The sequence below is a fragment of the Bacillus sp. PK5-006 genome (assembly GCF_054161415.1).
This window is the reverse complement of sequence record NZ_CP096414.1, coordinates 1,918,822-1,944,053: the sequence shown is the minus strand read 5'-3', so window position 1 is coordinate 1,944,053 and position 25,232 is coordinate 1,918,822. Positions and strand designations below refer to the sequence as shown.

Here is a 25,232-nt window from a genome sequence, read left to right as displayed (position 1 = left end):
CAAAGAAGAGAAGGCGATCCAACAGCTTTCTCTTCTTTTTTAAAATAGTGGAGGATCAATCATGTGGAAAAAAGGAATGGCAAGCGCTGTTTTACTTGTGTTGATTGGTTTACTTGCGTGGAATTTATTTGGGCCAAAAGAGCCCGCAATCGGTCTTGAAAAAGGGGATCAAGCCCCTGATTTTGAACTGAAAACCCTTGACGGCAAAACCGCCTCGTTATCTGATTACCGAGGGAAAAAGGTGCTCGTCAATTTCTGGGCGACATGGTGTAAGCCGTGCAGGACGGAAATGCCGGATCTAGACGCGATTAGGAGCGAAAATGACCAAGTTGAAGTACTAGCGGTGAATTTAACGACCACTGAAAAGAGTGTGGATCATGTGGCAGCATTCACAAAAGAATTAAAGGTGAGCTTTCCTGTTTTATTGGACCAAAAAGGCATTCAAGCAAGATATCAGGTGCTTTCATACCCAACGACATACATATTAGATGAAAAAGGACGCATCATGTCTGTGAAGCATCAAATGCTGACAAAAAAAGAAATTGAAAAAGAGCTGGATCTATAATGATTCAGCTCTTTTGCTTATTTTCTAAATGTTTTGGCGAAAATGTAATCATACATATATGGAGGTGAGTGGAATGAGAAGAAGAAAACGACGCACATTTGAAGAGCTTGTGCTTGAAAATAAAAAAGAATTATTAAGCAATGAGGAATTTTTAAACCAGCTTGAAGAAAAGTTGGAAGAGCGATTTAGACAGAAATAAGTTATGAATTATCCGTTTTCGTTCATCCTAAAGAAGAGGGAGGGATGAATAATGGGTAGAGAGCATGATAAACAAGCGCAGTTTACACCAGACCATTTAGGGACAAAACCTGTAGCATACAAACGGAATAAAGGTAAAAAGATGCATAATAAATCAAATGAACAGCCTGATGTGATACAGACGAAGGGCGAATAAGGAGGGGAATCATCATGAATAACGAGTCCTATCAATCCAATCCAGATGATCGTTCTGATAATGTTGAAAAGCTGCAAGATATGATCGAGAACACACTTGACAATATCGATGAATCTGAAGCAGCGATGTCCGTTTCAACAGAGACAGAAAAGCAAATGATCAAACAAAAAAACGAAAACCGCAAAATGAGTATTGACGCGATGCGTTCTGAGATCAAGGACGAAGAAGCGGCAAGAAAGAATGGCTATACCGAATAAACCAGGGATTCCTGGTTTATTTTATTGCCTCTTTTTAGAAGAACCATTTGGAATGTGGTAAAATGGCAGAGACAGACCTTAGGTTTTGATAGGAGAGCGATGAAAACGTGTATGTATCCAAAAAAGAAATAGAAGTCCGTTATGCAGAAACAGATCAAATGGGCATCGTGTATCATGCCAATTATTTAATTTGGATGGAAGTCGGCAGAACAGCATTGATTAAAGAATTAGGGTTTTCCTATGCGCAGCTAGAAGCAGATGGTGCTCTTGCACCTGTGATAGACTTGCAGGTTCAATATAAAAAACCTTTGCTGTATGGTGAAACAGCAACCGTTCATACATGGATTGAAGAATATAATGGTGTCAAAACGGTGTATGGCTATGAAATTCAAAAACCTGATGGACAAACAGCGATTACAGGGACAACCACACATATATGTGTGGATAAAGACACCTTTAGACCTATTCAATTTAGAAAAGCCTTTCCTGCCTGGCATAAAGTATATGAACAGTCGAAGAAGCAGGTTTAATTTATGGCTTTTGGTATTAAACGAAGCGATTTAAACGCTTGGAAATCAGCTGTCCAGCAAGGAAAAGTTGCTTTTTTAACACACTACTGGCTCGATGACCGTTTTCCAAATGCCAATACTGTCACAAAAGCAGCCTGTCAGGATATGAAGCGGTTAGTTGAGTGGGGAGAAAGACATGGACTAAAAAAAGAATGGATTCATGACCGCGCAGGGTTTCCTCATTTTGACTTGATCGGTGAGCGGCAAAAAAGAATTCTGCAAAAGGAACGATCTTTAGGGAACATTCAGGAGTATGGGCTGTATATTGAAGTGTAAAACAAAAAAGATACCCGAGGGATGAGGTATCTTTTTTGTTTATTCATAATGAAATTCTGGTTCTTTCACGGACTCGTTATAATCAATATGCAGATCATGGTTGTCAAAGTACCAAATATCACTTTCCTCAATAAAGAAAGTAATACCTTCTATTTCAGCGGTTGCGCCGGCATTTTGAGGTTCATCTTTTGCGACGCCGAGAGAAAAGCCTTTTTGTACATTACTGCACCCGCCATATCTCACAAAAAAGCGAACTTGATCACCTTTTTCTAAATCTAATTCATCCTTGTACCAATTGAGTGCATCTTCTTTTATCGTTAATTTCAATGTGATCGCCCCTTTTTGAAGTCATGCTGTTTTTAAAATGCAGGATGCAAAAACAGCTTTTCTTTACTTTTACCACATATTTAAATGGATGAAACGGCTAGAGCCATTTGATTTTCGGTTCAGTTTTGTTGAGAATTCGTTTGAGGTTGGCGATGTGTCTGTAGATCACAAAGCCAGCAAGAACGGCAACAACAATGATTAAGAATAGGTCTTTGGTGAATATGCTGTAAATGAATGTATAGATCCCGGTCAGCATAGATGATAGTGAAACATATTTACTAATGTATAAAAATAAGAAAAAAGCAGCGATCATCGTGATAAATAGGAATGGGGCATAAAATAGCAGCACACCGCCTGATGTAGCGACTGCTTTTCCCCCTTTAAATTTTGCAAAGACAGGAAAGCTGTGACCGATAACAGCAGCAACTCCTGCTAATAAGGGATGGATGTCCAGCTGCATGAAAAACGGTAAAGCTGAAGCAAGCGTCCCTTTTAGGATATCAGCAGTAATCACAATAGACCCTGCTTTTACGCCAAGTGTACGAAATGCATTCGTCGCACCTAGGTTTCCGCTGCCATGTTCACGAATATCGATACCCTTTGCAGCTTTCCCGACAATGAGACCGGATGGAATACTGCCGAGAAGATAAGCCAAAATAAACATCAAAGCAATTAACATCTGCATAACTCCTTTATATTCTCCCTCTTGTCTTACATTTTAACATGATCTTGTGAAAAACATGGGGAACTTTTTTTGAAAAAATCGAAAGCAGATGGATTCGGCTTTGTTTTTAAGCAGAAATTCGCTAAAATGGAGGAAAAGGAGTGTCTTGATGAACAATCCTACGAAAGAAGAAATCGGCCGTATATTAAAAAGCAGTAAACGAATTGCTGTTGTTGGATTATCAGATCAGCCGCACCGGACGTCTTATATGGTGTCTAAGGCGATGCAGGATGCCGGGTATGAGATGATCCCAGTGAATCCAACGATCGATGAAGCACTCGGTGTGAAAGCAGTCGCTTCTTTAAAAGATATAAAAGAGCCTGTTGATATCGTCAATGTCTTTAGACGTTCAGAGTTTTTACCAGAGGTGGCAGAAGAGTTTCTCGAAATAGACGCACCTGTTTTTTGGGCGCAGCAAGGCATATATCACGAAGAAGCGAAAAGGCTGATTGAGGAAAATGGCAAGGTCGCCATCATGGATTTATGTATCAAGGTGGCTCATGCGATGACAAAAACTCATTAAATCGTCAAAAATCCTTGGTTTTTCAAGGATTTTTGCTTTTTTGTTGCAGAAATATATTTGCGATTCTGAAAGAAAGCGATAAAATAAGGCGACAGGGACATATCGGCGGCCTTGCATATCGAGAAAAAGAGCGATAAGATCAATATGGAACATTTGTTCTGTTTTGCTAAAACCATCATATGATTGCATTTGGCTTATGAAACAGTCTTGTTTATAATGGACTTCTAGTTCTGATTGCAGAATGTAGAATGATTCTCATAGCTGTGCAAAAGAGCATGTATTGGTGAATGACACATGCATGATGATGATGCAGCTTATTAAAGTGGACAGTAATGAGCAGCATGATCATCATTAAAATCTAGAGAGATCATTTGATGATTAGCCGGTTATGTTTGTTAGTGAAAGGGGATTAAGCATTTGGTTAAAAAGCAGCAAGTAGATTATAACGATGATTCTATTCAGGTGCTAGAGGGGCTTGAAGCGGTCCGTAAACGTCCAGGGATGTATATTGGATCTACGGATTCGCGCGGTCTTCATCACCTTGTCTATGAGATTGTAGACAACTCTGTCGATGAAGTGCTCGCTGGCCATGGAGATCATATCATTGTCAAAATACATAAAGATAACAGCATTTCCGTCCAAGATAAAGGGCGTGGAATGCCTACTGGTATGCATAAGCTTGGAAAACCGACACCCGAGATCATTTTAACGGTCCTGCACGCAGGCGGAAAATTTGGTCAAGGTGGATATAAAACAAGTGGTGGACTTCACGGAGTTGGGGCATCTGTTGTGAACGCGCTGTCAGAATGGCTCACTGTCACAATTGAACGTGACGGATTTATTTATCATCAGCGCTTTGAAAACGGCGGTAAACCTGTCACATCACTCGAAAAAATCGGAAAATCGAAAAAAACGGGGACACTGATTCATTTTAAGCCGGACCCTACCATGTTCAGTGTTACGACCTATAATTTCGATACATTATCAGAGCGTTTAAGAGAATCTGCCTTTTTATTAAAAGGGTTAAAAATAGAGCTGATCGATGAACGGCATGATGTACAAGAAACGTTTTATTATGAGACAGGCATTGAAGCCTTTGTTGCTTATTTAAATGAAGAAAAAGATGTTCTGAGTGAAGTCGTCTCATTTGAAGGAGAGCATCAGTCCATTGAAGTAGATTTTGCTTTTCAATTTAATGATGGCTATTCGGAAAATATCCTTTCCTTCGTTAATAACGTCAGAACAAAAGATGGCGGAACACATGAGTCTGGTGCCAAAACGGCCATGACGAGAGCCTTTAACGAATATGCTCGCAAAGTCGCTCTTTTAAAAGAAAAAGACAAAAATTTAGAAGGTACTGATATTCGCGAAGGACTGTCTGCTATTATTTCTGTCAGAATTCCTGAAGAACTGCTTCAATTTGAAGGGCAGACAAAAGGAAAGCTTGGGACAAGTGAGGCACGTTCAGCTGTTGATGCTGTCATTTCTGAAAAACTTGCGTATTTCCTTGAAGAAAACCGGGAAACAGCCACTCTTCTTGTGAAAAAAGCAATTAAAGCGCAGCAGGCAAGAGAGGCTGCTAGAAAAGCCCGTGAAGAAGCAAGGAGCGGCAAGAAACGGAAAAAGTCTGAAGCCACGCTGAGCGGAAAATTAACACCTGCCCAATCTAGAAACCCAGCAAGAAACGAACTATACCTAGTAGAGGGTGACTCAGCGGGCGGGTCAGCAAAACAGGGGCGCGACCGTAAATTCCAGGCGGTGCTACCGCTGCGCGGAAAGGTCATCAATACAGAAAAAGCAAAGCTTGCTGATATTTTCAAAAACGAAGAAATCAACACCATTATTCATGCAATTGGTGGAGGCGTCGGTGTCGATTTTAATGTAGAAGACATCAATTATGACAAAATCGTGATCATGACAGATGCGGATACGGATGGAGCGCATATTCAAGTGCTTCTCTTAACATTCTTCTACCGCTATATGAAGCCGCTGATTGAGCATGGCAAAGTGTTTATTGCACTCCCGCCTTTATATAAAGTCAGCAAAGGCTCAGGGAAAAAAGAAATCATTGAGTACGCATGGTCTGATGAAGAAATGGATGACGTATTGAAGAAAGTTGGAAAAGGGTACACGATTCAGCGCTACAAAGGGTTAGGTGAAATGAATGCCGACCAGCTATGGGAAACGACAATGAATCCAGAATCGAGAACACTTGTCAGGGTCAAAATTGATGATGCTGCACGTGTGGAACGCCGCGTCACAACTCTAATGGGTGACAAAGTAGAACCACGCCGTAAATGGATTGAAAAGAATGTCGCCTTTGGACTTGATGAGGAAAGCAACATTCTTGAAAATGAAAACTTGTCGCTAGCTGAGGAGGTTTAAACATGGCACAACAAGAACGATTTCATGATTTACCATTAGAAGAAGTAATCGGCGACCGCTTTGGCCGCTATAGTAAATATATTATCCAAGACCGTGCGCTTCCAGATGCACGTGATGGACTAAAACCTGTACAACGAAGAATTTTATATGCGATGTATGCAGAAGGAAATACGCAGGATAAAAACTTCCGTAAAGCCGCTAAAACAGTCGGTAACGTGATTGGTAACTATCACCCGCACGGAGACTCATCTGTTTATGAAGCGATGGTAAGAATGAGTCAGGAGTGGAAAGTACGAAATGTACTGATTGAGATGCATGGGAATAACGGGAGTATCGATGGTGATCCGCCTGCTGCCATGCGATATACGGAAGCAAGGCTGTCTGCTATTGCTTCAGAGCTTTTAAAGGACTTAGACAAGGAAACGGTCGAATTTGTCGCAAACTTTGATGATACAAGCAAAGAGCCCGTTGTATTACCAGCGATGTTCCCAAACCTCCTCGTGAATGGATCAACAGGGATTTCAGCTGGGTATGCCACAGATATCCCGCCGCATCACTTGGGAGAAGTCATTGATGGCGTTATTAAACGAATCGAACAGCCGCATTGTACGGTTGAGGATTTAATGACGGTCATCAAAGGGCCAGATTTCCCAACAGGCGGTATCATTCAAGGTGTAGACGGTATTAAGAAGGCGTATGAAACAGGAAAAGGAAAGATTATGATTCGAGGCAAAGCGGAGATTGAAACCATCCGCGGCGGACGCCAGCAAATCGTGATCACAGAAATTCCTTACGAAGTGAATAAAGCCAATCTTGTCAAAAAGATGGACGAGTTCCGAATTGAAAGAAAAGTAGAAGGCATTTCAGAGGTCCGAGATGAAACAGACCGTACTGGGCTTCGAATCGTAGTAGAGCTGAAAAAAGAAGCAGATGCAAATGGTGTGCTGAATTTCTTATATAAAAACTCAGATCTGCAAATCCCATATAACTTTAATATGGTAGCGATACATAATCGAAGACCGACATTAATGACGCTCACCACTGTACTAGATGCATATATTGCCCATCAAAAAGAAGTGGTGACGAACCGCTCAGCGTACGAGCTTCGAAAAGCGAAGGAACGCCACCATATTGTCGACGGCTTAATTAAGGCACTTTCCATCTTAGATGAAGTTATTGCCACCATCCGCTCCTCTAATGATAAGCGTGATGCAAAGAACAACTTGATGGCGAAATATGACTTTACAGAAGCACAATCAGAAGCGATTGTTTCACTCCAGTTATATCGTTTAACGAATACAGATATTACGCAATTAAGAGACGAAGCAAGAGAGCTAGATGTGCGCATAGCAGAGCTTGAAGACATTTTAGCGAACGAGAAAAAGCTGCTGAAGGTCATTACAAACAGCCTGAAAAAGCTCAAAAAGACATATGCTGATGAGAGAAGATCCGTTATTGAGGAAAAAATCGAAGAAATTAAGATTAACCTTGAAGTGATGATCGCATCAGAGGATGTATACGTCACAGTCACGAAGGATGGTTACATCAAACGGACAAGCCAGCGCTCCTATGCTGCCTCTAACGGTAAGGACTTTGGCATGAAGGATACTGACCGTTTGATTCATCAGTTTGAAATGAATACAACGGATGTTCTTCTGCTGTTTACGAATAAAGGAAGCTACATTTATTGTCCTGTTCACCAGCTGCCAGATATACGCTGGAAAGACATGGGGCAGCATATTACGAATATCATTTCGATTGATCGCGAGGAATCAATTCAAAAAGCCATTCCAATAAAAGAATTTGATGAAACATCATATCTGTTATTCTTTACGAAAGGCGGAATGGTGAAGAAAACAGAGCTTCTTCAATATAAAGCGCAGCGTTATTCGAAACCGCTTGTTGCCTTAAACCTAAAAGGTGACGATGAACTCGTTGATGTTCATGTCACAACAGGACAGCAGGAATTGTTTATTGCAACGAAAAATGGTTACGGTTTGTGGTTTGATGAAGAAGAAGTAAGTGTTGTTGGACCGAGAGCGGCCGGTGTCAAAGGAATCAACTTGAAGGAAGGGGACGAGGTAGTCTCTGGTCAGATCATTGATCCGAAAAACGATGTCCTTGTGCTCACGACACAAAGAGGGGCTGTAAAGCGAATGAACCTCTCTGAATTTGATAAAACATCAAGAGCGAAACGCGGAGTTCTTATGCTGAGAGAATTAAAGAAAAACCCGCACCGTATTGTGGCTGTGATCGCTGCAGCGCTGCACGATACACTTGAGATAGATACAGAAAAGGGTACAACGATTCCACTTGATATTTCTACTTTAAGAGCAAATGACCGCTATAGCAATGGATCATTTATTATAGATGAGGAAGAGCAGGGAGAAGTGACTCATGTCCTTCTGACACCTGAACCTGCACCAGATGACAATAAATAAGCAAACGAAAACCCCCCCTGCGACTGGCAGGGGGGTTCTTTTATATACGGGTCATTTAGCTCTCGTGGTTGCCAAACATGCTTGTAATGGCGTGCACTACTTCAATTCCTTGGTAGACGAAAAGAGAAAGTGAAGTGACAGAGAAAAGACCTAGAATGAAAATTCTTAAGAAAAATAACATCGTGTAAAACCTCCCAATTTTTGTTTTGATTTAGATGGTTGGGTTAAACACGAGCTTGTCGGAAATAAGAAGATTGATAGAACACTGCAAGTAAATGCTTCTTTTTCCGGTCAAATCGATCAGTATGAGTGATGCGTGCAAATCCAGCTGTCATACTGCCAATAATCAGCAGTGCTGTAAATGCGGCAAATACTGCGTTCACATGTTTTTGTTTCTTTTCATCGCCCATTGTCTGGACGATTTTCATTTCATGTGATTCTTGATCGGCAACCACCTTAGCATGATGGTATACCTGAACGGAATGAGGCATTGAGAACAAATGAAAACTTGCAAGTGCTATGCATAAAACACCTAATTTTAATAGCATATTTTTTTTCATTTTTCTCACCCCTTCCTGGTTATTTTCATGATCTTACCACGTTTTCAGTTATTTGAAAAGTCTTATTTTTTTACTTTCCCTCATTAAAAAAGCGATAAACATCACGACATCTATAGGACTGTTTCACTTCATGAAAGGTTTCAATTTTATTTTTTAAATTTAAAAAAAGTGCCATGATCAAGGATCAGACACTTTTAGTCGCTTGTAATGAATGTGGTTTTGCTACAGCTTTAGTAAAGATTCCTGCAATACATATGGCAATTAGAACAAAGATAAAGGCATGAAGCAGTCCAACTTGATTGGCAAGCAGTCCTAAAATAGGAGGACCGGAAAGGGAGGCTGTGTAACCAGATAAGGTCACAATACTAACGCGTTTGACAGCGTACCGGCTATCATCGCCTGCTGCAGAAATAGTTAGCGGAAAGCCTAAAGATGCGCCAAGTCCCCATAAAAAGATTGATATCATACATACAACAAGTGAAATCTTCAAAATGACTAAGAATAGGCCGGCAGCTGCTGATAAAATCGCAACTCTTAGCAATAATACTCTGCCAAAGCGATCGATCAAACGTCCGCTGATCAGTCTGCCGCTAATCATGCCGCACAAAAACAAAGCATAGATGACCGTACTCATGGAATGTGAAACTTGGTAGCCATCCACCATTGCAAGTGGAATCCAATCATTGGCCGAGCCTTCGACAAACGCAAGACATAAGGCGATCATCGCAAGAGATATCGTTCGTTTGTTCAGCCATGCCGTTTGAGTAGACTCAACTGTATCGGTCTGCTTCTCATGCTGATCCTTTCCTGTCCCATGCGGGATAAACCGTGTACAAATCAATATACTGAGGAAGAATAGAAGGGCGATAGCGAGAAGGTGTATCAATACAGAGATGCCTAGATGGATAAAAAGAATACCAGCACCTGCTCCAATTAAAGTCCCAATGCTAAAGGAAGCGTGCAATATAGGCAGAATGGTTTTCTTGATGCTGTACTCAATCTCTGTTCCTTCTAAGTTCATCGCCACATTGCACATGCCAGAGCCTGCTCCAAAAAGAAAAAGACCAGAGGTGACGACAAAGATAGAAGAGAGCGTTGAACCAATGGCAAGAGTAGTAAATCCAAGGAACATCAAAAAAGCACTGATCACAATCGCCAATCGGCCGCCTTTTTTGCGGACGAATACATTTGAAAGAACAAGCCCAACAATTGAACCAACGGATAAACCGAGTAAAATAAGTCCCATTGTTCCTGTGTTTGCTTGTAATAAATCTCTCACTTCCGGTGTCCGTGAAAACCATGTAGAAATGGAGATCCCAGACATCGTAAAGATCACAATAATTGCTTTATACCACTTTAATTCCATCTAATCCCTCACAATTAAAGATATATGTTATTGAACAAATCTACTCGATTATAAATGAGACTTGCTGATTCGTAAATAACTTGCTGGAGGAACAAGGTCAATTCTAGTCAAAAGAAATCATTCCTTCCCAATTGTTATGATGAGAAGGTAAAATAAACATAAAGGGGGCGGTAGGATGTAATCATATCGCATTGGTATAAATAGAAGGGAGGAGGAGATCAACATGAAAAGTGAAAAGGAAAAAATGATCCAAGGAGAACATTATGTATCTAGTGACCAAACACTGATCGCAGATCGTGAAAGAGCGAGACAATTGACATACGCATATCAGCAAACCAATCAGCAAGAAAAAAGAACATCCATTTTAAAGGAATTATTAGGCGCTTGCGGAAATGATGTCGTTTTTGAAGGAAGACTGCAGTGCGATTACGGATACAATATCGAGATTGGTGAGCATTTTTTTGCAAATTTTGATGCAGTGTTATTAGACGTGTGCAAAATTACCATTGGACATCACTGTTTATTAGGTCCGAATGTACATATTTATACGGCTGGACACCCGCTTGACCCGATAGAACGTGCAAAGGGCATTGAATTCGGCAAACCAGTCACCATTGGAAACCATGTATGGATTGGCGGCGGTGCTATTATTAATCCAGGTGTCACAATTGGCGACAATGCTGTCATTGCATCTGGTGCCGTTGTGACAAAAAATGTTCCAGCAAATGTGGTGGTTGGTGGAAATCCTGCGAAAATCATTAAATATCTTGATGAATCAAAATCTCGCGAATAACGTTGGATTTTGATTTTTTCTATTTTGTCTCAATAAGATAAGTATACTTAATTTTGAGACAAGAGAAATCCATTGTTTGTTTAACTTCCTAGAATATATATTATGTAAACTAAGAAATGAGAATATATATTTGAGTGTCGATATTTAATTTCACAACCTCTACCACCTTCTCAATCAATTAGATCGGTCGTAAAGGTTGTGCCTTTCCTTATTGGCTGCTACAGTAAATTAAATACGTTGGGATATTTCGTTTAAAAATACTTTCCTCTTTTCATCTGTTGTTAAGTTAACTCTCGAAAAATGAATCCATTTGGTGTCTTCGTTTTTAATTCCCAAGTCAGCAAGAGTTCTGTTAATAAAAACGCTTTGAATCGCATTCCCACCTTCAGATTCTATATAATCCTTATCTGTTGTAGATGTTGAGATCACGGTTGTTTTTTTAATATTTGTCAATAAACCTTTTAAAGCCCCAGTGTTTTTATCTTCCAAGAATGCGAAACCTCTTAACATGACTTTATCAATAAATCCTTTTAAAATTGCAGGTAAATCCCACCACCAGACAGGAAATATAAATATTAATTCAGTTGACTGACTTAATTTCTTTTGATAATCCTTAACTAATTGATCAGGCGTTTCTCCTTTATGAAAATACTTCAATTCCTCAGCTGAAAAAACGGGATTGAACCCATCTTTATATAAATCGATCACTTGAAATGGTTCTCTCTTTGTTTCTAGATTTTCTGTAATGGAAGTCAAAATGGCATGATTATAGCTTCCATCCCAAGGATGTGCATAGACAATTGTTTTCATAATTCATTCACCCTTTTTTGTTATTTTCATCATATTTTGATGTACATTCATTTTATTGTATGCTATAACGTACTACAAGTACGGTAATTAAAGTGCGATACTAACCTAAAGGAGAGTGTGAAATGACCAAAGAATCCTTTACAGCTCATGCTGATCTAAAAGAAACTGGATTTGGGTACACTTTATCATTAATTGGTGGGAAATATAAGATGACGGTACTGTATGCTTTATATGCAAACAATGCGCCTATTCGCTATAATCAGTTGAAACGAATGCTTGGGGCAATCTCTTTTAAAACATTAACCAATACACTAAAAGAGCTTGAAGCAGATCAGTTAATTAATCGTAAAGAATATCCTCAAGTGCCTCCAAAAGTAGAATATAGTTTATCGGAAAAGGGATTATCATTAATCCCTGTATTAGATGCGATTTGCTATTGGGGGGAAGAACAAATGAAAAAATAGTTAGACGTTGAGTGAAATTGTACATTCAGTCAAGAAAAAGAGCATCTCTCTTGAGATACTCTTAGAACGATGATGAAATAGCTGCTTATTGATAAATCTCATGGAATATTAAGTTGTCTTTCTCTTATCTTTTGTTTGAGTTATGCTGCAAATAAACAACATGAGTTTGTAAAAATTCTTCTAAACCATGTTTACCATCTGCTCCGCCAATTCCAGATTTCTTACGACCTGCGTGGAATCCTTGAAAAAAATAGAGATTCCAAATGGAAACTCTATTTTTTATATCAACCAACCTTACACAATGAAATAAAAAGCTTTTAAAGGTCCATGCACACCTACGACCAAATTCATTTCGATATCTGCAGAATTACTTGGTCCAGAAATAAAGTGAATACAAGAAGCAACAGCTTCTCCCTTTTCTACACGTTGGTTTAGGTCAGAAACAGCCTGTGTAATACGTGCCACAATCGTTTCACGCGGGATAATCGTGACATAGACAGTCGGCAAAAAGTGAAGTGCCCGCCCTTGTCCCTCATGAGTTTTTACAACAATTGTTCCTGACTCGGCAAGTGCATAGTCACTGAATGTAATACCAATATTGGCTTTTTCGGCGAGGGAATGATTCGCCTCACGTCCTCTTTTTGAATCCCATACATGTACCTCTATATTTTCTTCCGGCCATTCTTTTTCAAGTAAATCTGTTAAGCCATATTCTTTGAAACGTGTATCTTGGGCTGTCATTATGGGCCCCCCGCCATGTTCAGCAACAATTTTCTTTAAAGCTTCAGCTAAGTGATCTTTTGTTGTTTCAAAAACAGTGGTATGAATTTTGCTGCAGTGCTCTGTGAACGTAGCGATTAACTCCTTTTCTGTATAACCTTTCATTACATCCCAGTTTACGTTATTCTTCCACTCTGGACGTACAACACCACTTATTCGTCTTTCCCGTCCCAGCTGTTTAGCCACATGATTTAAAAAAACTTCCTGATTTTGAGCTGTTCCTCTCATTACTTTTCACCACCTTTTTTATGATTGTCAAACCAGTTTCGAAAACGTTCTTTACTTGGAGCTGGGAATTCTCGAATTTCAGTCCAATTTTTTAATGGGCCAATTCCTTTGGAGACTCGATCTCCTGATACAATGGGCTTCATAGCTGCAGGTGCCATTTTTGTACCTAGTTTGTATAGAGCAGCAGATGATGCTCCCATTCCAAACATTTTCATCGCTAGTTTCTCACCGAGAGGAGCACGTCCTTCTTTTTCAACAATTACTTGACGATGTTTTAAAAGTAGTTCGTGTAGCGGAATTTTAACTGGACAAGCATCAGTACATGCTGCACAAAGAGTTGATGCATATGGCAGTTCTTTATAATCGTCATATCCACCTAAAAGTGGACTTAATACTGCACCAATTGGCCCCGGATAGATAGAGCCATAAGAATGTCCTCCGACATGACGATATACTGGACATACATTAATACATGCTGCACAACGGATGCATTGTAATACTTGTTGGAACTCAGACCCTAAGATTTCAGAACGGCCGTTATCAACGACAACAAGGTGAAATTCTTCTGGACCATCTGCCTCTTCTTCATATTTAGGCCCTACTGTTGTAATGTAACTCGTTAGCTTTTGCCCTACTGCACTTCTGCAAAGCAATCCAACAAGTACATCCAGCTCCTCCATTGTTGGTACAAGACGTTCCATTCCCATTACAGCGATTTGCGTTTTTGGAATAGCAGTTACAAGATCCGCATTTCCTTCATTGGTCACTAAACAGATTGATCCTGTATTTGCAACGGCAAAGTTGCAACCGGTGACACCGATTTCTGCTTCAAGAAATTTTTCGCGCAGGATTTTACGAACAAATTTTGTCATCTCGTAAGGATCTTCCGACTTTCCATAACCTAGTTTTTCTTGAAATACATCACGAATTTGTTCTTTTTTCATATGAAGAGCCGGCGCTACGATGTGGGAAGGTGGTTCATGATCATCAACTTGCAAAATGTATTCGCCAAGGTCACTTTCTACCACTTCACAACCTATGTCTTCTAAAGTTTTATTCATTTCGATTTCTTCGGTTACCATTGATTTGGATTTCACGACTTTCTTGGCTTGTTTTTTTTCTGCAACTTCCTTTATGTATTGAGCGGCGTCTTCTTTTGTTTTCGCAAAAAAGACATGTCCCCCGCGTTTTGTAACATTTTCACTTAATTGCATTAAGTAATAATCTAAATTCTCCAGCGTGTGTTGACGGATTTGCTCCCCTAAATCGCGCCATTCTTCCCAGTTCCCAAGCTCTTCACTAGCTGCCAAACGACGTGTATACAGGCGTTCTTGAGCTGTAGACACAGCCTCACGCATCGTAGAATCTTGGATTCCTTTATCAATACGTTCATTAAATTTTTTATCACTAATTTTCATGCTCATGTCGTGTTCCCCCCTTGAATTAACGGCTATTTAATACCTCTGCAATATGCAGTACCTGCGCTGATTTTCCTAAACGTTCTATTCGTCCTCCAATATTCATTAAACATCCACAATCTGCACTAATTAAATAGTCCGCACCGGTCTGTTCAACACTTTCCACTTTTTCGTCTACCATTTGTTCAGATATTGGCATCATTTTCACAGAAAAAGTTCCACCAAATCCACAGCAATTTTGGGCGTTGGGAAGGTGCTCAACCTCTAATTCTTTTACATTAGAAAGCAGCGTAAAAGGTGCTTCCTTCACACCTAGCAAACGTGTCATATGACAAGATGTATGATAGGTCGCTTTCCCTTTTAAACGTGCCCCTACATCTGTAACCTTTAACACCTCTACGATAAATTGAGTTAGTTCATACGTTTTCTCAGCAAGCCGCCTTGCTCGCTCCTCCCATTGAAAATCTCCTTTGAATATATGTGGATATTCGTGGAACATTGCTGCACAAGAACCAGAGGGAGTTACTATATACTCTGCATCTTCAAAGGTTTGGATCATATTTTTCGCTGCTTGCTTGGCTTCGGCAGCATAGCCACTATTATAGGCGGGCTGGCCACAACATACTTGTGATGTAGGAAATGATACTTCACAACCAAGGTGTTCAAGTATCTCAACTGTTGCCTTACCGACATTCGGCTGGAAAGTATCAATTAAACATGTAATAAATAAGCTCACTTTCAATTTTAAAACCTCCTCTTAACGAATATTTAGATTTACCTGGTCGGCTGATGACTGAAAAATAAAAGCAGGCCCCTTCTCTCATAAGTATTTTATTGTGTATTCTCCATGTGAGATGAATATGATTCCCTTCAATTAGCACGCGTAGAGTGGAAAAAACATTGAGTTGTAACCTATTCATCTAAAAAGGAATCCTTGTAATATAAACAAGGGAATTGATCTATTAGACCCTTCCCCTGACTGTATCTCTTTGTAAATTTACTAGTTAGCCTTTCATGATTTTTTAGGCTAAAACAGAGTTTCTTTTTGTTAATACATCTTGCTCATATTGTTTCACTTCTTCCAGCCATGTTTCTTTTACAGGCACGCCCATTTTTTCACAATAGTAATCCCAGATTGCACCGAAAGGATACGTTTTGAATTCCTCTATTAATGCTAATCTTTCTGTAAAGTTTCCACCTTCCTGTAACTCTTTTAAATGTTCATTTGGTACTAACATTGCATATAGTAACGATTTAATCATGTTTCTTGTTCCAATTGTCCATGCTGCAACACGGTTAATACTTGCATCAAAGAAATCAAGGCCAATCATCACTTTATCCAATGCTTGATTTCGAACAATTTCGAGACCAATTTCACGTAACTCATCATCCAGCGTTACAACATGATCACTGTCCCAGCGAACAGGACGAGAAACATGAAGGGCAAGCTTGTCACTGTAAAGCAGCATAGATGAAATTTTGTTTGATACCATTTCAGTCGGATGGAAATGTCCTGTATCTAATAAACATAGTTTATTATTCTTTAATGCGTATCCAAGATAAAATTCATGCGATCCAACCACATAAGATTCAGAATCAATACCGAATAACTTACTTTCAACGGCATCAAGATTATAGTTTTCATTGATCTCTTCTTCAAAAATCTTATCTAACGAATCTTTTAACCGTTGACGAGGCGTTAGTCGATCACTTGGAATATCTTTATAACCATCTGGAATCCAAATATTTGTTAAGGATGCTGTTCCTAATTCTTTACCAAAATACTCACCAATTTTGCGGCTGGCGATACAATGATTGATCCAAAAATTTCTGATATGTTCATCAGGATGAGACAACGTTAGCCCATCTGCTGCTTTTTCATGTGAGAATAATGTTGGATTGAAATCTAAGCCTACACCTTGATCTTTAGCCCATTTCACCCAGTTTTCAAAGTGTCTTGGCTCTAATTGATCCCTTTCAACGACTTCTCCATTTGTTTCCGCATAAATGGCATGTAAGTTCACACGATGTTTTCCAGGAATTAAAGACAACGCTTTCTCTAAATCTGCTCTTAGTTGTTGAGGTGTGGTTGCTTTACCAGGATAATTTCCCGTTACATCAATTCCACCTGACAATTCTCCTTTATTTACTTCAAATCCAGCAATGTCATCTCCCTGCCAGCAATGAATGGAAATCGGTACATTTTTTAATTGTTCCAATACTTCATCAACATTGATTCCCCATTTTTCATATTCTTTTTTCGCAATCTCATAATTTTCTCTTATTGTCATTTGATATTCTTCCTTTCTATTTTACGGTGTCGTTACTGTTAAATATCAACTGCTAAACAACATTTCTTCATTTTAATCACCCTTTGCATGAAAGCGTTTGCTTATGTCTTTATATTAAGCCAGCTAAAAGGAGAAAATAATGTCTAAAATGATTTATTTATTGTCCTTATTTGCAATTGTTTAAAATAAAAAAGAACATTTAGCAGCATCTTATTTTTTTGCTAAGTGTTCTCTGAATTGCTTTGGTGTCTGATGATATTTGTTTTTAAAAATCCGATAGAAATAACTTACATTATCATATCCAACTTGATCTATAACAGAGGCAATTGGCATATCTGTACTTTCCAGTAACTCTTTCGCTTTATTTAAACGTTTTTCTTGAAGTAATTCTTTAAATGTAAAGTTGGTAGCCTTTTTAATCTCTTTACTTAAAGCATAAGCGGGCTGGCTTAATTTTGTGGCTAATTCATTCAGTGATGCACTCTGGAAATGTTCATCAATATACTTTAATGATTCAACAATTAAATAATGTTGTACAGGATTGTCTTCTGTATGTTCGGCCTTATCAGCGTGCTTAATTAACTCCACCATTAAAAGACCCATATACAATTTAATGGTGGATTCAGACATAAAAGCAGGAGACATAATTTCAATAATAATTTTTTTTATCAATTCTTGAATGCTTTCTACTTCTGAAACTTTAAAGTAAAGGAATTGTCCATTTTGAGTACTGTTATATAAACTGTTAATTAAGAAATTACTAATTCTGTTTTCAGTCGTTAAAAACGAAAAGATAAAATCAAAAAAATTAGGTAAAATGATAAAATTAATAATAATGTCTTCTTCTGCACAAGCTTGAGTTTCATGCTCAATATGCTGGTTTAAAAATAACAGCTCCCCTTGTTGCAATTTTATTCTTTGATTCCCTACTTTTTGGTTATACTGTCCATTGTAAACATAATTAATCTCAATGTAGTCGTGTTTATGTTTAGGAAAATCCACAAAGCGTGTATGTTTTCGAACCGTAATCATACTCTCTTGATTGAGAAATTTTTGACTTTCTATAATAAAATTAGACTGATTGGTATAAATGTCTTTATTTATCTCTCTTCTGTTTTGTAGAATCAGTTCCTCTTCATCTGTTATCTTTAATAATTGATTGAGAAGATCATGTTGCATAGGTTTCTCCTTTGTTTATAATCTTACTTCATTGTTTATTAGACTTCTTCAACCAAAGCCCACATACCTTCTTTCTTATATAGAGTCTAACTCCATGCTTTTTAAAAAGAGACTACCTAAAGTAGTCTCTTTATTATTTCCCAAGCTCATAGGTTTGTACAAAAGTGCTTCTGCAAGAGTGGCTTTGACTCCTGTTTGTTCAATTATCTAAAAATGAATGATTCCTAATTCTATTGATGTTTTAATTGCTTCAGCTCTTGATGTCACATTTAGTTTTTGATAAATGTTTGTTAAATGTGCTTTTACAGTTCTCTCGGAAATTCCCATATCAAATGCAATTTCCTTACTCCGAAACCCTCTAGCTACTGCTTGCAAAACGAGCATTTCTTTTTCGGTAAGCAAGTGGTTGTCTGTTTTCAATTTTTCTTGAGGTTCTTTGTGTACGGTTGATTCAAATACCTTTGAGGCCACATTTGATTGAAGTAAAATGTCTCCTCTGATGGCCGCTTCAATTGTATTAAATAAGTTTTCTCTGCTGGCATCCTTTAAGAGGTAGCCTTTTGCACCAAGCTGTAACCCTTGAATCATTAAGTTCTCTTCATTATAAGTAGTCAAAATGAGTACGGGAACTTTTATTTGAAGAGTCTGCATTTCTCTAAGCATATCAAGCCCGCTCATCATTGGCATGTTGAGGTCAAGTAATACAAGGTCTGGGGATTTTTCTTTTATGACATCTATCCCCTTTCCTCCATCTTCTGCTTCTCCAACAACTTCAAATCTTTCGTCTGTTTCAAGAATTAATTTTAATCCTTCTCTCACAACATAATGATCATCAACAATCACAATTCGATAAGACACTGTATTTACTCCTTTTTCAAAGGTATGTTCACTATTACTTGTGTACCTTCATTTTTTTTACTTTTCAAATGGATCTCTCCACCAAGCAGCCGAACACGTTCTGACATACCAATGATGCCGTAATGTCCAAAAGTGGATTCTCGTTTTTTCTCATCAAATCCCACTCCATTGTCTGCTATTTTCAAATGGATGTGATCACCTTGTTGTACCATCACTAACTCGACATGGCTTGCTTTGGCATGTTTTGAAACATTCGTTAAGCATTCTTTTATCATGTAAACAGTATGTTCAATAAAAAAAGGTGACATATTCTGAGGTACAGATATCTTTGTACGAATTGGGATATTCGTTGCTGTCGTAAATCGATTTACTTCATTTTTCACTGTTTCAGTTAAATCGTATTGATCCTGACGATCCTTCCGAAGATCATCAATCACCATTCGTGCCTCACCTAATGTTTTTCGAGCTTGGCTCATTGAGCCCTTGATAATGCTTTGAGCACGCTGGGTATTTTGATTCTCTAAATGTGCTTGAACAGCTTCCAATTGCATAATAATGCCTGCAAGCCCTTGTGCAAGGGTATCATGTAAATCTCTCGCCATTCTTTGACGTTCATTAGCAAGGGTTAACTCCTCCACCTGCTGATGTGCGAGTTCTAGTTCCTTTAGAAACGTTTGAGTTCGTATTCTAGCCTTTACTTGTCTAAAAAATAAGATAGAGTATGCAACGACCACAATAAGGATAAGAAATAAAATCGGAATGTAGACAGTCAGATCATCTGTATCATTAACCAAAATAAGAGCTAGAAAAAAAAGTACATAAAAACAAAGTCCTGTCAAAATAATCTTTAATGTATGATAGTATACACCGATGCTTTGAGCAATTAATACCGGTAAAAGACCAATTAAAATAACAGGAGAGGCAGCTTGCATAGCTAAAACACAAAGTAGAATAACGATTCCTTGTATGAAGAAATAAATCCAAGGCTTCTTCTTGAACCAATAAAATGACCACCAGTGCAAAATGAGATGGATCGCGATAAGGCCAGAAAAAAACAAACTTGAAAGCGATAAAGATGCTGTTAAAAACTGAAAAATCATCGCTGCAACATACACAAGAACGCCCCATAATAACGTGGGAATTCGGGAATAGATCATTTCATTAAATGGGTCTATCCGTTTCTTAAGCATAAACTCTCACCTTCCAAACCCCATCATAACACGAAAAATACCGCCCGCCTTTTAAAGAGGCAATGGCGGTATTAGGATTTTAACATTTAAAAAGAATACATTATATAATCTTCTTTTCCTTTTGGGCAATTGACTCTCCTTCAATATCAATATGCGGAAGCAATCGTGCCAGCCATTTTGGTAAGTACCAATTTGCCCGCCCTAATAGCATCATACAAGCAGGGATAAAGGTCATTCTAATGACAAATGCATCGAATAAAACCCCAAATGCCAATGTTAATCCCATTGTTTTAATAATCAAGTCTTGAGCAAAAATAAAGCTTGCGAAAACGAAAATCATAATTAAGCCTGCTGCAGTTACAACCCTGCCACTATGCTGTAATCCAGAAATAACAGATTTCTTTGCATCATGAGATAGAAGGAATTCTTCCCTCATTCTACTAACTAAAAATACTTCATAATCCATTGCAAGACCAAATAATATTCCTGTCACTAGTACAGGCATAAAGTTTAACAACGGTCCTGCTGCAGGTATTCCAAACAATGGGGCAAGATGTCCATCCTGTAAAACAAAGACAGCAAAACCTAATGTAGCAGTTAATGTCATTAAAAACCCTAGTACAGCCTTTAATGGAACAAGGAATGATCTAAATACAAGAATCATTAACACAAAAGCAAATCCAATAATGACTCCTGCAAATTTTGGCAATGCTTCACTGAGTCTATCTGAAATATCTATATTCACGGCAGTAGAACCAGTCACAAGAAACTTTGTGTCAGTCACACTCGATACATTTCGAATGTCTTTCACTAATTGCTTCGTTTCTTTATCCTCCGGACCACTTCTAGGTAAGATTGTTAACATTGCGTACTCACCCGATGGATCAGGAATCGCCGGCGTGATTTGTGTGATACCATCCATTTTTTCTAACAATTTTGATGATTCCTCGATGGACTTGGACTTCATCGTTTTATCTGCTTGAGAGGCATCTATGATGATGGCAAGTGGTCCATTAAACCCCTTGCCAAATCCTTCTGCTAAAAGATCGTATCCTTTACGTTCAGTTGTTTCTTTGCCTTTCATACCGTTATCCGGAAGACCAAGCTCCATATGAAGTGCTGGCCAGCTTATCAATCCTGTCAATAAAATGACACCTAGCATTATTTTACCCGGATGCTTTTGAATAAATCTTCCCCAGCCCATTGTTTTTTTCTCTTTTTTTGGCTGTAATTTAGAAAATAACTTATTTTTCCTAGAAGGACTCACCTTATCTCCAAGAAGCCCTAGTATAGCTGGAACAATCGTGAGGGAAACAAGCATAACAGATAGTACCATAAAGGCTCCCACAAGGCCCATGATACCTAGAAACGGTATGTCAACTAATACAAGTCCACATAATGCAACAATGACAGTGACGCCCGCAAATAATACAGCACTTCCTGCGGTACCCACAGCTCTAGCAGCAGCCTCATTCAAATTGTAGCCTTCTGCTAACAGCTGTCGATATCTTGAAATGATAAACAGTGCATAATCAATTCCTACTGCAAGACCAATCATCACCGCTAATGTGAGACTAAATGCAGACATTTCTACAAAGTTTGAGGTGATTAAAATGACCATCACACCTATTACTAACCCAATTACAGCCGTCAATATTGGTAATCCTGCGACCAAAAGTGAAGCAAATGTAAAGGCTAAAATCAAGAAGGCGAAGATAATCCCTATGATTTCAGAAATGCCACCTACTTCAATTTCAGAGAATGTCACGGAGCCGCCTAATTCCGTTTGGATGCCCGCATCTTTTGAAATCTTTATGCTATTTAATACTTTCTCTTTTGAGGATTCCTTTACCTTGTCCGCTTTCACTCGATACGTAATATCCGCATATCCTATTTTCTTATCTTTACTTATCGTAAAGGTCTCATATAAATCGGTCACCTGCTTAACTGCTTTATCCTTTTTAATTTCTTTTATCGTCTCATTAATTTTATGTTTCACTTTCTTTGCTTCTAAAGTTTCATCTTTAGGTGCTTTAAATATTAGACGAATTGTTCCCTCATCATCACCTGCTGGGAACTTCTTTTCCAAGAGATCCATCGCTTTTTCAGATTTTGTTCCTGGAATCGACATATCTCCATTAAATGAAACGCCTGTCCCTATTGTTGCTGCAACTACAGCTACTAAAATAAGTAACCAACCGATTAACATTCGTTTAGGCTTAGTAAAAGCAAAGTTTCCTAAGTTATATAAAAATTTAGCCATTCACTTACTCCTTTTTCATCGAATTCATGATATTCACCTCTTTATTCTACGTAATGAAATAGTTGATTGAAATTGTACTTTTGGGCAAAAGGGATTGTACATTTAGGCATGAAAAAGAGCATCTCTTTTGAGATACCCTTCTATTGATAGAGAGCGTTCATTTTATCTATATCATCATCTGGCCAATTCCGGATCAGTTGTATTAGTCATATCTGGTTATTTTGATTTAATTCCTGCACCACAAAGAGGTATGACGATTGTTTCTTTTGCTTCCTTTTTATATTTCATGTAGCCAGCAAAATTGACGGCAGATGTCACTTCCACATAAAATCCTTTCTCACTTAGTTTAGAGCGTGCATTCAATATCTCATCCTCTTCAATATCTATAAATGTACCATTGGTATCTTGGACAGCTTCTAGAATTTGTTTGGAGCGCGCCGGGGCAGCAATGGCTATACCTTCTGCCAAAGTTCCTGTATTCGTAACAGGCGATGCTGATTCCTCCGCGTTTTGATAAGCTTTCACGAGAGGAGCACAGTTTTTCGCTTGTATGGCAATGATTTTCGGTATTTTATGAATCAAACCATTTTCAAATAACTCTTTAAAACCGTAATATGCACCTAGGAGGAGAGTACCATTTCCAACCGGAATGATTAATGCATCAGGTGCTCCTTTTATTTGTTCATAAATTTCATAGGCGTATGTTTTTGTTCCTTCAAAAAAATAAGGATTATACACATGGCTTGCATAAAAAACGTTTTCGGCGTCTACTGCTTTTTGCGCCGCGGCTGCAATATCCTCTCGTGTACCGCGAATTTCTTTAATCGTTGCTCCATGGGCTTTTATTTGAGCGATCTTTTTAGGTGAAGTTTCATCGCTTAGATAGATGTCACATGCAATCTCGCAACGAGCTGCATAAGCGGCAATCGCCGTTCCTGCATTCCCGCTGCTATCCGCAATGACTTTTGATACCCCTAATTCCTTTGCCTTTGTCATTAAAACAGCAGCTCCTCGATCTTTAAAGGATAGCGTAGGCATCATATAATCAACTTTTACATAAGTGTTTGGCTCATGAGGATCTAAAACGATTAACGGAGTTTGACCTTCACCCATTGTCACAGATTCCCAGGTCTTAGAACCTTTTGAAAATGGCATGGCTTCAGCATAACGCCATAATGAGTTTGGATAGTGATCCCAAGCCGCAATATCTATTTTAGGAATATCTTTCACCAGGTTTAATACGCCGTTACAATCACATTTCCATAGAGTTGGTGTCATCTCATACTTTTTCCCGCAATCGTTACAAATCAATTGATTCATCAATCATCAGCCCCTTCGAATAATTTTTTATATAAAATATACTTTTTTATATATCATAGGCAAAAAAATATTCTAAATATAAGAAATAGCATCAATTTCAATCTTGAAACCAAAATGTAATTCATTCGTTGGGACAACAGTACGTGCTGGTTGATGTTCACCAAAAAATTGAGTATAAACCGCATCTACTTTGTCCCATAAATGAATATCCGAAATGTATAATGTCATACGCAAGATCTTTTCTTTTTTACTTCCGGCTGCTTCTACAATCATCTCCACATTCTTAAGCGCTTGTAATGTCTCTTCTTCGATGGTGCCGAATTCCTTTTCTCTCGTTTCAGGATTGATGGCAAATTGTCCTGAAACATAGACCGTGTTTTGATGAATGGTTGCGAATGCATAATGTCCGTTGGATTTTAGATTTCCTACCTCAAGGATGCTTTTCATTTCGTTTCCCCTTCATTCGATTTATGTTTGATTTCATCCAAATAGCTATAGACGGTGACTTTAGAAATACCTAACATAGATGCGACCTTCTCAACCGAACCTTTCATTAAAAAGATTCCCTTTTCATCCATGAACCTTATTAATTCAATTTTTTCATGGCGTTTCATAACTGGGTGGACACTGTTTTGAATGATCTGTTGAATCAATTGATCTACGATTCCTTCCACATTTTCAAGATCATCATTTGATGTTGTTTCATTCTCTTGAACTTCAACTTTTGTAGAAAGAAAAGTATCCATAAATTGCTGCATTTGATTCAATGCTTCAACATCAAAATTGATACAGAATGCCCCGATCACCTTTTTCTTCGAATCACGAATTAATGAAGTCGAAGAACGAATGGTACGGTTGTCTTCTGTTTTAAATGTATACCCAGCAAGATAATCTTCTTTAAAATCTTCTGATTGTAAAACAGTCTTTACCAAATGATCAAATGATTGACCGATTTTTCTTCCCGTCACATGATGATTGACTGTAAACATGACAGATGCTTGTGGGTTCGTTAAATCATGAATAACGACTTCACAATTTGTTCCAAACATTTTTGCAGTAGATTTTGCTAAAGGAATATAGCTCTCTAATAAATTCTTTATATTTTCCATGCCTAAGCACCTCATTTGTTTATTCCACTAGATTATATAATTTTTTATATATAAAAACAATATATAGATTTTTTTATATACGATGAAAAAAGTTGAGAAAATTAAAAAAAGCAGCCATTGACTGCTTTTTGCTTGTGCTCCT

Annotated in this window: 29 protein-coding genes; 12 read left to right on the top strand and 17 right to left on the bottom strand. The window is 38.3% G+C overall.

Features of this window, described 5'->3' with window-relative positions; translation table 11 throughout:
* Window positions 1-61 precede the first annotated feature (61 nt).
* From M1D84_RS10100 to M1D84_RS10075, 6 genes are all read left to right on the top strand, one after another.
* Complete coding sequence (locus M1D84_RS10100; protein WP_024425141.1) at window positions 62-565, top strand: TlpA family protein disulfide reductase; 504 nt, start codon at window positions 62-64, stop codon at window positions 563-565.
* A 73-nt stretch (window positions 566-638) separates the two neighbouring features.
* Window positions 639-764: an FbpB family small basic protein gene (locus tag M1D84_RS10095; RefSeq protein WP_003211002.1), complete on the top strand. Its 126-nt coding sequence runs from the start codon at window positions 639-641 to the stop codon at window positions 762-764.
* Window positions 765-815: 51 nt separating this feature from the next.
* Window positions 816-959, top strand: coding sequence for an acid-soluble spore protein N (locus M1D84_RS10090; RefSeq protein WP_008357830.1), 144 nt, complete (start codon window positions 816-818; stop codon window positions 957-959).
* Window positions 960-973: 14 nt separating this feature from the next.
* Complete coding sequence (gene tlp / locus M1D84_RS10085) at window positions 974-1,216, top strand: small acid-soluble spore protein Tlp (protein ID WP_024427090.1); 243 nt, start codon at window positions 974-976, stop codon at window positions 1,214-1,216.
* A 107-nt stretch (window positions 1,217-1,323) separates the two neighbouring features.
* Entirely contained in the window at window positions 1,324-1,746 is a 423-nt protein-coding gene (locus tag M1D84_RS10080; protein ID WP_206533826.1) for an acyl-CoA thioesterase, read from the top strand.
* 3 nt (window positions 1,747-1,749) lie between these two features.
* Window positions 1,750-2,061 (top strand): hypothetical protein, encoded by a 312-nt coding sequence (locus tag M1D84_RS10075; protein WP_122631357.1) that lies wholly within the window; start codon window positions 1,750-1,752, stop codon window positions 2,059-2,061.
* Between the two features lie 39 nt (window positions 2,062-2,100).
* On the opposite strand, the gene M1D84_RS10070 is transcribed toward M1D84_RS10075, so the two are convergent.
* Both M1D84_RS10070 and plsY read right to left on the bottom strand, forming a co-directional pair.
* The gene (locus tag M1D84_RS10070; protein WP_024425145.1) at window positions 2,101-2,388 is read right to left on the bottom strand and encodes a HesB/YadR/YfhF family protein; all 288 of its coding nucleotides are present in this window, start codon (window positions 2,386-2,388) and stop codon (window positions 2,101-2,103) included.
* A gap of 97 nt (window positions 2,389-2,485) precedes the next feature.
* Complete coding sequence (gene plsY / locus M1D84_RS10065) at window positions 2,486-3,067, bottom strand: glycerol-3-phosphate 1-O-acyltransferase PlsY (protein ID WP_024425146.1); 582 nt, start codon at window positions 3,065-3,067, stop codon at window positions 2,486-2,488.
* Between the two features lie 75 nt (window positions 3,068-3,142).
* Between plsY and M1D84_RS10060 the strand changes: the two genes are divergently transcribed.
* The 4 genes from M1D84_RS10060 to parC all read left to right on the top strand — a co-directional run bounded on the left by M1D84_RS10060 (window position 3,143) and on the right by parC (window position 8,461).
* Window positions 3,143-3,271 (top strand): hypothetical protein, encoded by a 129-nt coding sequence (locus M1D84_RS10060; protein WP_254966706.1) that lies wholly within the window; start codon window positions 3,143-3,145, stop codon window positions 3,269-3,271.
* A complete protein-coding gene (locus M1D84_RS10055) occupies window positions 3,222-3,635 on the top strand; it encodes a CoA-binding protein (RefSeq protein ID WP_024425147.1) in 414 nt (137 codons plus the stop codon). Before M1D84_RS10060 ends, M1D84_RS10055 begins: the two co-directional genes overlap by 50 nt.
* A gap of 417 nt (window positions 3,636-4,052) precedes the next feature.
* Window positions 4,053-6,020, top strand: a complete 1,968-nt coding sequence (gene parE, locus M1D84_RS10050) for a DNA topoisomerase IV subunit B (protein ID WP_024425148.1) — start codon at window positions 4,053-4,055, stop codon at window positions 6,018-6,020.
* 2 nt (window positions 6,021-6,022) lie between these two features.
* The gene (gene parC, locus M1D84_RS10045; protein WP_073205734.1) at window positions 6,023-8,461 is read left to right on the top strand and encodes a DNA topoisomerase IV subunit A; all 2,439 of its coding nucleotides are present in this window, start codon (window positions 6,023-6,025) and stop codon (window positions 8,459-8,461) included.
* Window positions 8,462-8,516: 55 nt separating this feature from the next.
* Here the strand turns inward: parC and M1D84_RS10040 are convergent, their stop codons facing one another.
* From M1D84_RS10040 to M1D84_RS10030, 3 genes are all read right to left on the bottom strand, one after another.
* Window positions 8,517-8,642, bottom strand: coding sequence for a hypothetical protein (locus M1D84_RS10040; RefSeq protein ID WP_254966705.1), 126 nt, complete (start codon window positions 8,640-8,642; stop codon window positions 8,517-8,519).
* 43 nt (window positions 8,643-8,685) lie between these two features.
* Complete coding sequence (locus M1D84_RS10035; RefSeq protein ID WP_024425150.1) at window positions 8,686-9,021, bottom strand: hypothetical protein; 336 nt, start codon at window positions 9,019-9,021, stop codon at window positions 8,686-8,688.
* Window positions 9,022-9,205: 184 nt separating this feature from the next.
* A complete protein-coding gene (locus tag M1D84_RS10030) occupies window positions 9,206-10,387 on the bottom strand; it encodes an MFS transporter (protein ID WP_073205737.1) in 1,182 nt (393 codons plus the stop codon).
* 223 nt (window positions 10,388-10,610) lie between these two features.
* Here M1D84_RS10030 and M1D84_RS10025 point away from each other — a divergent pair, with 223 nt between their 5' ends.
* Window positions 10,611-11,180, top strand: coding sequence for a sugar O-acetyltransferase (locus M1D84_RS10025; RefSeq protein WP_206533825.1), 570 nt, complete (start codon window positions 10,611-10,613; stop codon window positions 11,178-11,180).
* 228 nt (window positions 11,181-11,408) lie between these two features.
* Here the strand turns inward: M1D84_RS10025 and M1D84_RS10020 are convergent, their stop codons facing one another.
* The gene (locus M1D84_RS10020; protein ID WP_056766607.1) at window positions 11,409-11,990 is read right to left on the bottom strand and encodes an NAD(P)H-dependent oxidoreductase; all 582 of its coding nucleotides are present in this window, start codon (window positions 11,988-11,990) and stop codon (window positions 11,409-11,411) included.
* Between the two features lie 122 nt (window positions 11,991-12,112).
* Between M1D84_RS10020 and M1D84_RS10015 the strand changes: the two genes are divergently transcribed.
* Window positions 12,113-12,454 carry a winged helix-turn-helix transcriptional regulator gene (locus M1D84_RS10015; protein WP_024425154.1) on the top strand — a complete coding sequence of 114 codons (342 nt, stop codon included), beginning with the start codon at window positions 12,113-12,115 and terminating at the stop codon, window positions 12,452-12,454.
* A 294-nt stretch (window positions 12,455-12,748) separates the two neighbouring features.
* On the opposite strand, the gene M1D84_RS10010 is transcribed toward M1D84_RS10015, so the two are convergent.
* The 11 genes from M1D84_RS10010 to M1D84_RS09960 form a co-directional block, all read right to left on the bottom strand.
* Window positions 12,749-13,462, bottom strand: coding sequence for a LutC/YkgG family protein (locus tag M1D84_RS10010; protein WP_277721959.1), 714 nt, complete (start codon window positions 13,460-13,462; stop codon window positions 12,749-12,751).
* A complete protein-coding gene (locus tag M1D84_RS10005) occupies window positions 13,462-14,886 on the bottom strand; it encodes a LutB/LldF family L-lactate oxidation iron-sulfur protein (RefSeq protein ID WP_458106246.1) in 1,425 nt (474 codons plus the stop codon). The genes M1D84_RS10010 and M1D84_RS10005 overlap by 1 nt, the downstream gene beginning before the upstream one ends.
* Window positions 14,887-14,905: 19 nt before the next feature.
* On the bottom strand, window positions 14,906-15,622 hold the full coding sequence (locus M1D84_RS10000) for a (Fe-S)-binding protein (RefSeq protein WP_149126614.1): 717 nt from the start codon (window positions 15,620-15,622) through the stop codon (window positions 14,906-14,908).
* A gap of 280 nt (window positions 15,623-15,902) precedes the next feature.
* Window positions 15,903-17,171, bottom strand: a complete 1,269-nt coding sequence (rhaA, locus tag M1D84_RS09995; RefSeq protein WP_024425158.1) for an L-rhamnose isomerase — start codon at window positions 17,169-17,171, stop codon at window positions 15,903-15,905.
* Window positions 17,172-17,381: 210 nt separating this feature from the next.
* Window positions 17,382-18,350 carry an AraC family transcriptional regulator gene (locus tag M1D84_RS09990; RefSeq protein ID WP_034621993.1) on the bottom strand — a complete coding sequence of 323 codons (969 nt, stop codon included), beginning with the start codon at window positions 18,348-18,350 and terminating at the stop codon, window positions 17,382-17,384.
* 207 nt (window positions 18,351-18,557) lie between these two features.
* Window positions 18,558-19,208, bottom strand: a complete 651-nt coding sequence (locus tag M1D84_RS09985) for a response regulator transcription factor (protein WP_103132486.1) — start codon at window positions 19,206-19,208, stop codon at window positions 18,558-18,560.
* A 5-nt stretch (window positions 19,209-19,213) separates the two neighbouring features.
* A complete protein-coding gene (locus tag M1D84_RS09980) occupies window positions 19,214-20,398 on the bottom strand; it encodes a sensor histidine kinase (RefSeq protein ID WP_342493882.1) in 1,185 nt (394 codons plus the stop codon).
* Window positions 20,399-20,498: 100 nt separating this feature from the next.
* On the bottom strand, window positions 20,499-22,661 hold the full coding sequence (locus M1D84_RS09975) for an MMPL family transporter (protein WP_044334496.1): 2,163 nt from the start codon (window positions 22,659-22,661) through the stop codon (window positions 20,499-20,501).
* 216 nt (window positions 22,662-22,877) lie between these two features.
* Entirely contained in the window at window positions 22,878-23,981 is a 1,104-nt protein-coding gene (locus M1D84_RS09970; RefSeq protein WP_073205765.1) for a threonine synthase, read from the bottom strand.
* A 72-nt stretch (window positions 23,982-24,053) separates the two neighbouring features.
* The gene (locus tag M1D84_RS09965) at window positions 24,054-24,428 is read right to left on the bottom strand and encodes a RidA family protein (RefSeq protein WP_044334500.1); all 375 of its coding nucleotides are present in this window, start codon (window positions 24,426-24,428) and stop codon (window positions 24,054-24,056) included.
* A complete protein-coding gene (locus tag M1D84_RS09960) occupies window positions 24,425-25,090 on the bottom strand; it encodes a helix-turn-helix transcriptional regulator (protein WP_073205770.1) in 666 nt (221 codons plus the stop codon). The genes M1D84_RS09965 and M1D84_RS09960 overlap by 4 nt, the downstream gene beginning before the upstream one ends.
* Window positions 25,091-25,232 lie beyond the last annotated feature (142 nt).